General features: G+C 42.4%; 11 protein-coding genes. All 11 read right to left on the bottom strand.

Annotated features, from left to right (window positions below; translation table 11 throughout):
- A partial coding sequence (larA, locus tag NTU69_05830; protein ID MCX5803040.1) for a nickel-dependent lactate racemase occupies positions 1-887 on the bottom strand: 887 nt, incomplete at its 3' end.
- A gap of 76 nt (positions 888-963) precedes the next feature.
- Positions 964-2,241, bottom strand: a complete 1,278-nt coding sequence (eno, locus tag NTU69_05825; protein ID MCX5803039.1) for a phosphopyruvate hydratase — start codon at positions 2,239-2,241, stop codon at positions 964-966.
- Between the two features lie 154 nt (positions 2,242-2,395).
- A complete protein-coding gene (locus tag NTU69_05820) occupies positions 2,396-3,109 on the bottom strand; it encodes a sulfite exporter TauE/SafE family protein (GenBank protein MCX5803038.1) in 714 nt (237 codons plus the stop codon).
- Positions 3,110-3,123: 14 nt separating this feature from the next.
- Positions 3,124-4,143 (bottom strand): hydrogenase expression/formation protein HypE, encoded by a 1,020-nt coding sequence (gene hypE, locus NTU69_05815; GenBank protein MCX5803037.1) that lies wholly within the window; start codon positions 4,141-4,143, stop codon positions 3,124-3,126.
- Between the two features lie 41 nt (positions 4,144-4,184).
- Complete coding sequence (hypD, locus tag NTU69_05810; GenBank protein ID MCX5803036.1) at positions 4,185-5,177, bottom strand: hydrogenase formation protein HypD; 993 nt, start codon at positions 5,175-5,177, stop codon at positions 4,185-4,187.
- Entirely contained in the window at positions 5,147-5,404 is a 258-nt protein-coding gene (locus tag NTU69_05805) for a HypC/HybG/HupF family hydrogenase formation chaperone (GenBank protein MCX5803035.1), read from the bottom strand. Before NTU69_05805 ends, hypD begins: the two co-directional genes overlap by 31 nt.
- A 65-nt stretch (positions 5,405-5,469) precedes the next feature.
- Positions 5,470-7,755: a carbamoyltransferase HypF gene (gene hypF, locus NTU69_05800; protein ID MCX5803034.1), complete on the bottom strand. Its 2,286-nt coding sequence runs from the start codon at positions 7,753-7,755 to the stop codon at positions 5,470-5,472.
- A 30-nt stretch (positions 7,756-7,785) separates the two neighbouring features.
- Complete coding sequence (locus NTU69_05795; protein MCX5803033.1) at positions 7,786-8,268, bottom strand: hydrogenase maturation protease; 483 nt, start codon at positions 8,266-8,268, stop codon at positions 7,786-7,788.
- Positions 8,269-8,378: 110 nt separating this feature from the next.
- Complete coding sequence (locus tag NTU69_05790; GenBank protein ID MCX5803032.1) at positions 8,379-9,842, bottom strand: Ni/Fe hydrogenase subunit alpha; 1,464 nt, start codon at positions 9,840-9,842, stop codon at positions 8,379-8,381.
- A 9-nt stretch (positions 9,843-9,851) separates the two neighbouring features.
- Positions 9,852-10,832 carry an oxidoreductase gene (locus NTU69_05785; GenBank protein ID MCX5803031.1) on the bottom strand — a complete coding sequence of 327 codons (981 nt, stop codon included), beginning with the start codon at positions 10,830-10,832 and terminating at the stop codon, positions 9,852-9,854.
- Positions 10,833-10,840: 8 nt separating this feature from the next.
- A complete protein-coding gene (locus NTU69_05780) occupies positions 10,841-13,018 on the bottom strand; it encodes an FAD-dependent oxidoreductase (GenBank protein ID MCX5803030.1) in 2,178 nt (725 codons plus the stop codon).
- Positions 13,019-13,179: the final 161 nt, after the last annotated feature.

Here is a 13,179-nt window from a genome sequence, read left to right as displayed (position 1 = left end):
GCCTGAATAAAGTTTATATCCTTTGGAAAACCTCCCGCACTTACGATTGCTATATCGCCCCTTTTTTTTATACGACATCCGAAGTTCTCCATAAACCATTTACAGCCGGCCACATGGGCTTCATTTATATTGCCTGTGAATATATTGAGCAGGTTACCCTTATCATCAAGCACTGTATTGATGAGAAAAATGGGTGTTCTGATCAGGGAAATACCTTCCATTATCTCCTCATGCATGGGGTTCCCTTCAAGGATACCTGATTTTGCCAGGGCGTGTTTGCCAGGTTTATCTCTATTGAAGACCTTACTGTGAATGCCGAGGATTGTTTCATAACCTGAGATGCCGGGAAATATTGTCTTTCTCCCTCCCCCGAAGCCGGCAAGGTAATGAAAATTTATGGAACCCATGACGATGGCAGCCTCGGCTTGAATGAGTGATGAGTTTAAAAGCACCTCAAGCCCTGAAGATGTTTGTCCAACAGATATCAGGTTATTCTTGTTAAAGCAGTCATGGTCAAAACAGGGGATATTTTTATATATGAGTTCAGAAACAATACCTTTTTGTTCATCTTCGGTGTGCCTTCTATGGTTTCCGAGGGCAAATATGCATTTTACGTCAATGTTTTTGAAGAATTTTTCGTAGAGAATGGGTAGTATACGTTCTGTACCTGCGTATCTTGTTATGTCAGGGACGACTAAAAGTATGTTTTTAAATTTGCTAAGCCAGTCAGCAAAGGGTTTTTCATTAATAGGGTGTTCAAGGGCATTTAAAAGGGCCTCCTCCATAGGAAGGGGCCCTAATTCTTTATGTTTTAATACTGTTGTATGCCAGTTCCCGGGCAACTCAAAAGAAATTATATCTTTCCCATATTTAAGGCTGTATTTCATTTTAGCTCATTGCTCATAGGTCATAGTTCATAGCAAAGTCTTTTAAATTATATGAGCCATGAGCTATTTAGCTATTTTACCGAATGCTATAAAATACATCCCTTCCACCGAATATTGCCAGATCCCCTAATTCTTCTTCTATTCTCATCAGCTGGTTATATTTTGCGATTCTTTCACTTCTCGAAGCAGAGCCGGTTTTTATTTGTCCTACATTTGTTGCAACCGCCAGGTCTGCAATGAATGTGTCCTCTGTCTCGCCAGAGCGGTGTGAAATCACGCATGTATACCCGGCCCTTTTAGCAATTTCTATTGTGGTCAGTGTTTCAGTAAGTGTGCCTATCTGATTGAGCTTTATGAGTATGCTGTTTGCTATGCCCTTTTTGATCCCTTCCATAAAGATTTTCGGGTTAGTAACAAAAATGTCATCGCCGACGATCTGGATCTTTGAAGCGCACCGGTCGGTGAATTTTTTCCAGCCCTTCCAGTCGTTCTGGGCAAGCCCGTCCTCTATAGAGACAATAGGATATTTACTCATGAGTGATTCGTAGAAACCGATAAGCTTGTCACTATCCCACGTATTTTTATCAATATGATATTTACCTTTTTTATAAAGTTCACTTGCAGCAACATCTAAGGCTAAGAAAATATCCTTTCCGGGCTTATATCCTGCCTTTTCTATGGCTGTCATTAAGGTATCAAGGACTTCCTTTGTTGTAGCTATCTGGGGGGCAAAACCACCTTCATCGCCCACGCCTGTTGTGTGACCCTTGTCTTTCAAGACCCCCTTCAATGTATGGAATACTTCTACCCCCATTCTTATCGCTTCTTTAAAGCAGTCTGCTCCAGCAGGCACTATCATAAATTCCTGGACATCGAGGGTGTTTTGGGCATGGGCACCGCCGTTTATCACATTCATCATGGGAACCGGCAGCTCCCTTGCCCTTATACCACCTATATACTGATATAGTGGCAGGGCTACATACTCTGATGCTGCCCTTGCAACTGCCATTGAAACACCGAGGAGCGCATTTGCACCGAGATTGCTCTTATTTTCTGTTCCGTCAATTTCTATCAGGAGGTTATCAATGTATGCCTGGTCTATTGCATCGAGACCTTCAATTTTAGGGGCTATAATGTTATTCACATTATCAACTGCTTTGAGCACGCCCTTGCCTTTATACCTTTTTTTATCACCATCTCTTAGTTCAAGGGCTTCTCTTTCTCCAGTAGATGCACCAGAGGGAACAATTGCCCGTCCCATATACCCGCTCTCCAGCGCAACGTCAACCTCAACCGTTGGATTTCCCCTGCTATCGAGCACTTCTCTTGCAAAGACATCGTATATAGTTGACATAAGTACCTCCTATTTTATATTAGGGAATAAAATAAAGCCTGCTTTTGCAGAATAACACAGGATTGAAAAACCTTCAAATGTTTTATGAAAGGGTTAATTCCATAGCGATACTATATGGAAAAGGCATAAAGCCAGAGTGAAGGTTAGGGAAATTTCACAATCCAAGAAATTGGATCGCTATCCCGCAAAGAAATATTGTTGCACCAGCAAGGGCATGGTTGTATCGTTCCAATCGTTCCATGGGAAGAATATTTATACCAAGACTTGAAATCAAGACAATACCGAGCATGGTCATGATTGTTACTCCCCCGAATACGCTGGTTACAAGTATAAGGCCTAAGAGGCTACTTTTTGCCGCTGGATACATCAATATGGGGATTAATGGCTCGCAGGGACCGAAAACAAAAATTGTAAAGAGAATCCAGGGTGTAATATTTATAGCACCTTCACTGCTATGAACATGAACGTGTTCCTCGGTATGTATGTGTTCATGAACGTGATTATCTCCATCTTGATGGAAATGTGGATGTTTGTGCGGTCGATTCCTTAAGGCCCTCCGCAATCCCCAGACGAAATACATCAGCCCAAAGGCAATGAGACCCCATGCTGCAAGGTTACCCCGAAATGATTCTAAGGCCTCTAATTTTGTGACAGCGATACCCAGGGCAATGCCCACGATACCTAATAAAACAGAACTCCCTATATGACCAATACCGCAGAGAGTAGTTATAAAGGTTGTTTTAATCAATGACCATTTCCTTGCCTTGGCGATTACAATAAATGGTAGATAGTGGTCAGGTCCAAATAAGGTGTGAAAAAAACCTATAGAAGCGGCAGTAACTGTAAGGATTATTAATTCTTGCGACACTTTGACAACCTCCCTTAGCAGATCCTTGGTAATGGAGTACCGGTGAGCATATTCAACCTTCTTGTCCCCCCTAACCCTGTCTTTAAGTAGACATTCCCTTTCCCGTCCTTAATATTACCAATTATACAAGATTCATGGAGAAATAACCCTTTTTTTAAGTATATCAACATATCATCTGCTTCTTTTTCTGAAACGATAGCAAGAAATTTACCTTCATTTGCAAGATATAGAGGGTCAAGACCAAGTATCTCGGTAACCCCCTTCACATTTTCCTCTACAGGGATGCAAGCTTCGTTGAGCCAGATGTCTTTACCTGAAGCTAAGGCAATCTCCTTTGCATTTGTTGCAAGGCCACCTCTTGTCAGATCACGCATAAACTTAATGCCCTTAAATTGCCTTAAGAGCTTTTCTGTGATAGTGTGGAGGGGAGCACAATCGCTCAACACCTTAGTGTCAAAATTAAAGGATTCTCTTTCAAGAAGTATTGAAAGACCATGGTTACCAACAGGACCGTTCACAATAATGAAGTCGCCAGGTTCGATACGGTTGTATCCCAGATTTGCTTCAGGGAGCACGTAGCCTACACCTGTAGTGGTAATATAAATTTTATCTGCCTGTCCCCGTCCAACCACCTTGGTATCTCCTGCGATGATTGCCACACCAGCCTCACGGCAGGTTTCTGCCATAGAAACAATGATCTGTTCTAAAACAGCAACCTGCAACCCCTCTTCAATGATGAAAGAAGCTGTGAGATAAAGAGGTTTAGCCCCGCTCACCGCTAAATCATTGATCGTACCACAGACAGACAGCCTGCCAATATCCCCCCCGGGAAAGAATATTGGGTCAACAACAAAAGAATCAGTGGTTATTGCTATTTGCCCCGGTTTGACTGGAAAGAAAGCCGCATCGGTTAAGGGTTCAAGCAACTTGTTATTGAAATGGGGTAAAAAATATTTTTTCAGGAGTTGGTGGGTAAGCAATCCACCATCACCATGGGCAAGAAGTATCACATCTTTGGTTTTTTTAAAATCCATCTTTTGACCTCATTATTTAACTATTCACCATTCACCAATTGCTAATCACTGTAGTTGTAGTATGCAGCACATGCGCCCTCAGTTGAAACCATGCACGGGCCTACAGGCTCGGAAGGGGTGCATATTGAGGCAAACAAAGGGCATTCACCGGGTGTAAGTTTGCCCCTTAACACCTCTCCGCATGAGCAGCCTTCTGGTGGCAGAGATTCAGGAACCTTCACGGGGAACCTTTCGTCAGCATCATAGTCAGAGTAAACTGTCTTAAGCTTGAGGCCACTTTCTGGAATAAGCCCGAACCCTCGCCAGTAAGCATCTATTGGTTCAAAATATTTACCTATAATCTCTTTTGCCTTTATATTGCCATCTTCGTGCACAAGGCGTGTATAGCCGTTTATTGTTTCAGCTTTCTCGTCTACCATTTGCTGGAGAAGGAGGTATATTGCCTGTAAGATATCAGCAGGTTCAAAACCGGCAATTACCGCAGGTATGTTATATTTTGAGGCGATAAAGTCAAAGGCCTTCCTCCCTGTTATCGTGCATACATGGCCTGGTAAAATAAAACCGTCAATGTGCAGTTCTGGATCGTTCAGAAGTGCTTTCATAACCGGTGGAACAAGTTTGTGGACTGACAGGACAGAATAATTTTTGATCCTTTGTTGTTCAGCCTCAGCGATACTAAGGGCAATCGCAGGAGCGGTTGTCTCAAAACCAACACCTAAGAAGATTATTTTCATATCAGAATATTTTCCGGCAAAGGTAACTGCCTCATGAGGTGAATAGAAGATCTTTACATGGGCGCCTCTCGCACGTTCCAGTTCCAGAGATGAATAAGTCCCTGGTACCCTCACCATATCGCCAAAGCTCGCAATAATAGTATTGGGCATACGGGCAAGCTCTATGATCCTGTCAATGTCACTTTGGTCTGTAACACAAACAGGGCAGCCGGGACCGCTTCTTAGCTCCAGATAGTTAGTTAGGAGATTTTTTATACCACTTTTTGCAATTACTGTGGTATGTGTCCCGCATACCTCCATGAGTGTAATGGATTTTCCAAGTTTTTCGGATGTTTTTTGAGCAAGCTCAAATTGTGGGCTTCCTCTATATCAATTTTCCCAATTGCATAACCCGCATGTACCATCAGATAATCTCCCAATACAATATCCTCTTCAATTAAGGGGGTATATACCTTGTTTTGAATACCAAAACATTCAATTATTGCCCATTTTTCTTGCTCATTAATTTCTACTACTTTTCCAGGCACACCCAGGCACATTTAATTACTGCCTCCAAAAAATTTTGTTTATTTCACTCATCACCAATCACCCATCACTCAACACTGCCTTTCAGCCATCTCCAGTGTGCTACCATTGCCTGACCGAGGGCGATCCCTCCATCATTGGCAGGGACCATCTGATGATAAAGGACATCATACCCCTTATCGCTTAATGTTTGCTTTGTCTTTTTGAAAAGATAAGGGTTTTGCCATGTCCCACCACTTAATACTACCCTTTTTAAACCGGTATCTGCGGATACCCTTTCCACCGCATTACAGATAATATTAACCAGTGTGAGGTGAAACTTTGTGGAAATTGTTTCCACAGATATCCCTTTCAATCTGTCATATATTACTCCTTCTAAAATCTTTTTAGGTAAAATTATATCCTTCTCGATTTCGTACGGATAAGGCTTAAGGAAACGGTCTTCAAGCGACTCCATTACAATTTCTCCAAGTTCAATGGCAGCCTGTCCTTCGTAGGTATTTTCAAGACAAATACCCATAAGGGCGGATATTGCATCAAAAAGCCTACCGCAGCCAGAGGCCAGGGGGGTATTAAATCTATTCGCTATTAATTGTTCTACAATCTCCATGTTTTTGTTTTTTAAAAATCTTCTTGCATACCTTTTGCCCTCATTCCCTGAAAAGGTTATGAGATATGCCGCAGCGGTTCGCCAGGGCTGACGTATGGCGATTTCTCCACCGGGGAGGGGAACGTAGGCAAGGTGAATTCTCCGTTTAAAATCAACATAATTCCCTGTCAAAATTTCAAAACCCCAGAGGCAACCATCAGTACCGTAACCTGTTCCATCGAGGATAATACCTATAGTTTCTTCATTCTCAAGCCCGTTCTCTGCCATACAACTGGCCATATGAGCATGGTGATGCTGGACCTTAATGTACGTTTTTGCATTGATTTGAAGCGCTATCTCAGAGGAAGCATATTCAGGATGGGTATCATATGCAACAATTTCAGGTGTCACGCCAATTAACTTCTGAAAACGTATAAGACTTGCAGAAAGGTTTTCCTCCCCTTCGAGGCTGTCTATCTCCCCAATATAATGGCTTAAGAAGGCATCATCTTTCTTTAAAAGGCAGAAGCTATTTTTCATTTCCCCACCAACGCCGAGGATAATTGGTGATGCATCTGCCCGGAGAACGTGAACAGGATGAGGGACATAGCCCCGGGACCTGCGGAAAAGCTGGGTCTTTCCATCAATAACCTGAACGATGGAATCATCACAACGATTCACAATCTCCCTGTTGTGGAAGAGAAAGTAATCCGCAATTGCACCAAGTTCTGTAAGGGCGTTGCTATTATCTTTAACGAGAGGGAGTTCACTATAGTTGCCGCTTGTCATGATCAGAATATCAAAGGGTCCTCTGAATAGAAGAAGGTGCAAGGGACTATAGGGTAGCATAACTCCTAATGTTCTTAATTTAGGGGCAATCTCTTCAGGCAAATCACATACAGGTTTTTTCCTTAATATCACAATGGGGGCCTCAGAGGATGTTAATATTCTCCCTTCTTCTTTATTCACAAAACAGTATTTTCGAATGGTTTTTAAATCCCTGCACATTACAGCAAAAGGTTTTGCTTCTCTTCCCTTGCGATATCGCAAGATTTTTAAGGTTTCAGATTGTTTTGCATCGCACACGAAGTGGAAACCGCCGATACCCTTCAGCGCAAGAATTTTACCATCCTGCAGTATTCTCCACACAACCTTAAGCCAGTTCTCGTTTTCTGCAATTTTATTACCTGTACTATCCGTTATCCATACATGGGGTCCACATGCCAGACAGGCCACAGGCTGTGCGTGAAACCTCCTGTCTGAAGGATTGTAATATTCTTTATTGCATCTGTTACACATCTCAAATGAGGCCATGGAGGTCTTTTGCCGGTCATAGGGAACCTCTCTGATTATTGTAAAGCGAGGGCCACAATTGGTGCAATTGGTAAAGGGGTATTGGTAGTGATTATCCTGGGGGTTAAAGATGTCGTGTTTACACGCTTTACAGGTGGCAATATCAGGGGGAACAAGCGCTTCTTTTTCTTCATCACCATGAGTATCTGATATTTGAAAAGATGTATAGCCAATAGGTTGCAACTCAATTTGTTGATAATTTTTAATCCTGGATAGTACAGGAGGATGTTTTTTTAGTTCATTTAAAAAACGTTGAATGCTATTCCCTTTTCCTTCCGCTTCAATAATTACCCCCTGACTTGAATTGTGGACAGTACCTTTGATCTGATAAGCCTTGGCGAGCTGGTAAACAAAAGGGCGGAAACCTACACCCTGAACAGTGCCTTTGATGATAATTTTGTATCGTTTCATTGTCTTTTGTTATCTTGTATGCATAGTAGCTTAAATGAGAATCAGTTCTTCAACTATTTTTTTAGCAAGTTCCGGGATGGCTTTTTCAACCTCCGGGCTTAAGCTCTCGCTGAATGTTGTGTTTTCTCTAATTTCTATCGCATATATATCAATAGATTCCGGCATGTTGTACCCCATTTTCTTACCCAATTCGATTGTTGTTCTGAGATCGAGCAAATGGGAGCTGCATGGATATGCTGTATCACCGAGGTCATTGATGTTTAACTTGTAAAATGTCCCGGGGTTCCCGTTTTCTGTTTTTATGGAGTCAACTATTATCACCGTGTTGTAATCTGCCATAAGGTCGATTAATCCTATACCCCCTAAGCTTGCTTCTACTATATCTATAGATTTGAGCCCGTTACGCCTTTTTTTAATCTCTCTCGCAACCAATATTCCTGCACCATCATCGCTTAAGATGGTGTTACCAAGACCAATTATGAGTGTCCGATTATCCATTATGTTAGTTTGCATTTTGTCTGAAAGTTTATAGGATTCAAGGGTTCAAGGATTCGAGTGAAAAGCTTTATAAAAAAAGAAACACTTGACCCCTAGACCCCTAGAACCCTTTACTTTACATAAAGTTACGCTCCTCTGCTTACGGTCTTAATCACGTTCCCCGTGTGATCGTGGACATCAATAACCAATGGCATCTTCCCATGTATCGTATGTGTGGCACATCCGAGACACGGGTCGTATGCACGAAATGCCATCTCAGCCATATTCAGCAAACCTTCCCTTACCTCTCCTCCCTTGATGAATCTCTGTGCTGCCTTTTTTACAGATAACCCTATGGGGGCAGCATTTTGCTGTGTTGCTACAATCATATTTACCTTTGTAATCAGTCCCTCATTATCAGTTTCATAATGATGGATCAGTGTCCCGCGGCACGCCTCAACACAGCCAATACCTTTTCCGGTAAATTGAAAGTTCATGTTTCTGATATCCGTACTGGTAAGCAATGGATCGATGGATATCCTTTGAAGGTCCTCGGCAGCCTGCAGTGCCTCGATTAACCGTGCCCAGTGGTAGGCGAGTGTGTGATGAGCTGGTTTTCCGAGGGTACTTACCATTTGTTCGTATTCTTTTTGGGCAAGTGGTGTTGCCATACCTTCAGAAACATTGAATCTTGCAAGCGGGCCTACACGGTAGAGTGACGTATCGTCGCCTTCAATCAATCCTTTCCATCCAATCTTCCTTAAATATGTTAATCTAACATATGTCCATGGCTCTACCCACTCTCCAATATATTCAGTGTAGTCATTCGGGTGGAAAAATGAGACCTCCTTACCATTAGGGTCAATCACCCTTAACTTGCCTTCGTAAAAATTGACCTTTTTATTTTCATCCACCAGTGCCATATAGTAAGTTTTCAGGTTATAGACATCGCTTAAAATTAAATCGAGGTAGTCCTTATTTTTCAGGACAACATCTTTAAAAAGTTGTAATGCAAATTGAGCGAATTCAACACATAAATCTGCTGTCTCGATTATTGTTTTTCGCTCCTCCTGTTTTATCCCCCTTGGTACGCCGCCCGGTAGCCCTCCTTCTGGATGCGATGGCTTACTGGCAATTAGCTTTATTATGTCCCTCGTTCTTCTTCTTATGTCGATGACCCTTTTACCGATGTCGAGGCCAACCTTATTGATTACCCCCAGGATGTTCCTTTCTACTGGATTAGCCTCGGGTCCAACTACGAAATCAGGGGCAGCGAGGAAGAAAAAATGGATATAGTGGTCTTCAATGAAATTTGCATTGTACTGGAGTGTTCTTACCAGTTTTGCCGCAGGGGTTGGAGTAACGCCGTATATGGAATCGAGCGCTTTCGTAGAGGCCATGTTATGGGGGGTAGGGCAGACACCGCATATGTTTGGTACTATTCTCGGCATTTCTTCTGCTGGTCTACCTATGCAAAACCTTTCAAATCCCCTCAATTCTGTTACCTGCAAATATGCATCTTCAACATCCCCGTTTTCGTTGAGAAAAATGTCTATCTTCCCATGGCCTTCCAATCTTGTAATCGGATTAACAGTTATTTTATTGCCCATATTTGCACCTCATGCCTTTTTTAAAGCCCCTCTTCTTTTCTTCAAAATTGAAGATGCGGTTGTAAAACGATAAAAGTATCCAGCAGGATCCTTCAGCCGATCTATGATTTCCTTCCTTTCTTCTTCTGTTTTTGCTTCTATCAATGAAGCGAAGGCAGAGAGGTATTTAGCGCCCATATCAGTAACACCCTCCACAGGTCCAAAACAGCCTCTGCAAGGCATATTTATATTTATACAAACCTCACCACAACCTGCTCTCGTCGCAGGTCCGGTACAGACAATACCCTGGGCAAGAAAACACTTATCGGGATCAGCTTCCAACTCATGTATTCTCTTAATTTCAGAAATTGCCAGTCTCTCTGGTTTTGTTTTATTTCTTACGCAAACATCACAGAGTGCCCTTTGAGGCGCCAATGTAGAACCCTTGGGCGGCAGGTCTCCACTTAAAGTAGCGCTGATTGCATTGTAGATTAAGTTTGGGGGTGGAGGACAACCAGGCAGGTAATAATCAACATCTATTACCTGACCCAGGGGATATACCTGATTATAAAATTCCGGGAGGGTCAGTTCGTTATCACCCACTTTTGTGACCGTTTGCGGAACATTATGTCTTGGATTTACAACAGTTGGGGCATCTTCATAAACCCACTGAAAAATGTCTTCTTTGCTTCTTAAATTGGCCATCCCCGGTGTTCCACCAAAACATGCACATGCACCAAAGGCAAGGACGAGTTGTGATTTTTCTCTGAAGAGATGGGCAAGCTCTTCATGCTCAGAGTTTCTCACTGAACCATTGATTATGCTTAGTGTAATTGTTTTATCCGCCATCGCTTCAATGTGGTGATATTTAAAATCAAATGCTATAGGCCAGAGGACTATCTCAAAGGCATTTGTTACTTTTAAAATATCCTCATTGAGATCGACTATGGCCTCATCGCATCCCCCACAACCGCCAAACCAGCATATTGCTATCTTGGGTTTTTCAGCCATTTTTTCCCCTAACTTTTTATCGGTCCAAGAATTTTCAGTCTATCCCTGAGGCTATTAATAATTTCAGAAACCTTCTCTCCCTGTGGATCGATTGAAGTTACTACCTCCAGCCTTTCTCTCTCAATTCCAAAGGATTCCAGGATACAATGCAAAAGATAGATTCTCTTCTTTGCTTCCTGATTACCATCCTGAAAATGGCAATCTCCATCAGCGCATCCAAGCAGAAGAACACCGTCAGCACCCTTGTTAAAGGCATTTAATATGTCTATCGCATCTACTTTTCCTATACAGATAACGGGAACCATTGTTTTTACATTTGCGGATAACCCGTTATCTGATGTGTATCCCCACCCGAATTTGCAGGCGAAACAGACAATCCCTGGCTGGTAATCAATTTTTTGTTTTGCTATAGAAGAAGGATCAGGTACAAGATGTCTTGCGCCTGATGGGCAGGCAGATACACACATGCCACAGGCCTTACATAAAACAGGATCCGTATATGATACACGTTTTGTGCCCACGGCTCTACCCTCAAAAAATTCTTCTGTCTCTACTAAATGGGCTGTATGGTAATTACAGGCTGCCACACATATTCCACAACCGCTGCAGAGATGCTCATCTACCTTTACTGCAGGTAATTCAGGCTGGATACCTGTTGCTACGCATGCCTTACAGGAAATACATGGTCCGCATTCAAGGCACCTTCTCGCTTCTTTGATTGCTTCTTCAATTGTAAAACCTATTTCATACATATCGAAATTCATTCTCTTGTCCGGAGATGTCCATTTGATATCAGGTTCTGGTTTATAGATTTCTCTAAAGGGGGCCTCACTGCCTTCATACCGTAATAACCACCGTTGCAGACCCACACCCCTAAAATATTTATCAATAGAATCTGCAGCCTGTCTGCCTTCAGTCATTGCATCAACCATAAAACCTATCCTTCTCACATCACCACCCAGGAATACCTCTTCTTTTATCAAGCTCTGGTGTGTAAGGGGGTCGACAGCAAGCCTGCCATTTTCATCAAAAAGCGCCGAGTTTTGTAAAAGTGTTCTATCTATCATCTGTCCTATTGTGATTAAAAGTACATCTCCTTCAATTTCTATACAGTCTGAGGTATCAAACTTCGGGTTAAAACCCTTTTCATCAAAGACACCAGTACATTTTGGGCAATCAATCTTTGTAAACTTCCCGTTTTTTCCTATTATCTTTCTTACACCCCTTGAATATACTATCTGTATCCCCTCCTGATTGGCACCTACGACCTCCTCAATATCAGCAGGGATTCCATCTTTTGAGCTTTTGTCCCATGTCTCGAGACACACCACTGTTACCTTCCCGCCTAATCTGTATGCAGTCCTGGCAGCGTCGAATGCCACATTGCCTCCACCTATAACGATTACCCTCATATTTTTAAAATAATCAGGGGAAAGCTCTCCTTTGCCAGCCTGGTCCAGGAATGTCAGGCCGTATGTAACATTTTCCAGCCCCTGCCAGTCAACAGGTTTTAGCCCTAATGTTAATGGACGAGGGTAAGGGGTACCGGTTGCAATAAAGAATGCCTTGAACCCCTTTTTCTTTAATCGGGTAATAGGGTCTCCACCATTTATTTTAATCTTCTCAATATTGATGCCACCGATCCTTACGAGGTTATCAACGGCAGCATCGAGCACGTTTTCGGGCAGGCGGTATTTTGGAATATATCGCACCGCACCGCCCAGTTTGGGATTATTATCAAAGATTGTTACTCTGTAGCCCTTTTTGCTTAATTCCCATGCGCACAGTAGCCCACTTGGCCCGCCACCGATAATTGCCACTTTATTTTTATCTTTTTTTACATCAAGGGGAGGTTTGCTCGGGAGATAGGGCGTATAATAATCAGATAAAAATCTTTTTAAAAGCCTCCTTTTGATTGAACCACCCTTGGTCTTGTAATTACATTCCCGTTCGCAGATGCCGCAGATGTAACCACAAATGGTAAAGAACGGGTTTCTTTCATACAGGTAATCTCCAATCTGTATTACACCCTCGCGAGCCTTTTCAGGATCATCAGGTAAAAGAGAAATCATCACATTTGTACGCTGGATAGATTCTTTAATAGGGCACTTAACCTGGCAGGGAGGCAAAACTTGTTTTACGGCAGCTTCTACTCTTGAATTTTCATCATTTCTCAATTGCCACATGTTTGTTACCTCCTTTATATGATACTGTCAACTCTTTTCTGCAAATTTCTCTATAGGGTTTATTCTCAACGGTTTTCATCATCTTCAATTACGCTGCCTTTGCATATTTTGATGCCCTAATGTTATCAAGTATTGTCTTTGCCTCATGTGTCATTACAACC

The organism is Pseudomonadota bacterium, assembly GCA_026388215.1.
Classification (GTDB): Bacteria; Desulfobacterota; Syntrophorhabdia; order Syntrophorhabdales; family Syntrophorhabdaceae; genus JAPLKF01.
This window is presented reverse-complemented; position numbering and strand designations above follow the sequence as displayed.

Coding starts and splice junctions, on each gene's coding strand:
- eno (MCX5803039.1), bottom strand. CDS start 2,241: ATGTCAACTATATACGATGTCTTTGCAAGAGAAGTGCTCGATAGCAGG.
- hypE (MCX5803037.1), bottom strand. CDS start 4,143: ATGGATTTTAAAAAAACCAAAGATGTGATACTTCTTGCCCATGGTGAT.
- hypD (MCX5803036.1), bottom strand. CDS start 5,177: ATGGAGGTATGCGGGACACATACCACAGTAATTGCAAAAAGTGGTATA.
- hypF (MCX5803034.1), bottom strand. CDS start 7,755: ATGAAACGATACAAAATTATCATCAAAGGCACTGTTCAGGGTGTAGGT.
- NTU69_05795 (MCX5803033.1), bottom strand. CDS start 8,268: ATGCAAACTAACATAATGGATAATCGGACACTCATAATTGGTCTTGGT.
- NTU69_05790 (MCX5803032.1), bottom strand. CDS start 9,842: ATGGGCAATAAAATAACTGTTAATCCGATTACAAGATTGGAAGGCCAT.
- NTU69_05785 (MCX5803031.1), bottom strand. CDS start 10,832: ATGGCTGAAAAACCCAAGATAGCAATATGCTGGTTTGGCGGTTGTGGG.
- NTU69_05780 (MCX5803030.1), bottom strand. CDS start 13,018: ATGTGGCAATTGAGAAATGATGAAAATTCAAGAGTAGAAGCTGCCGTA.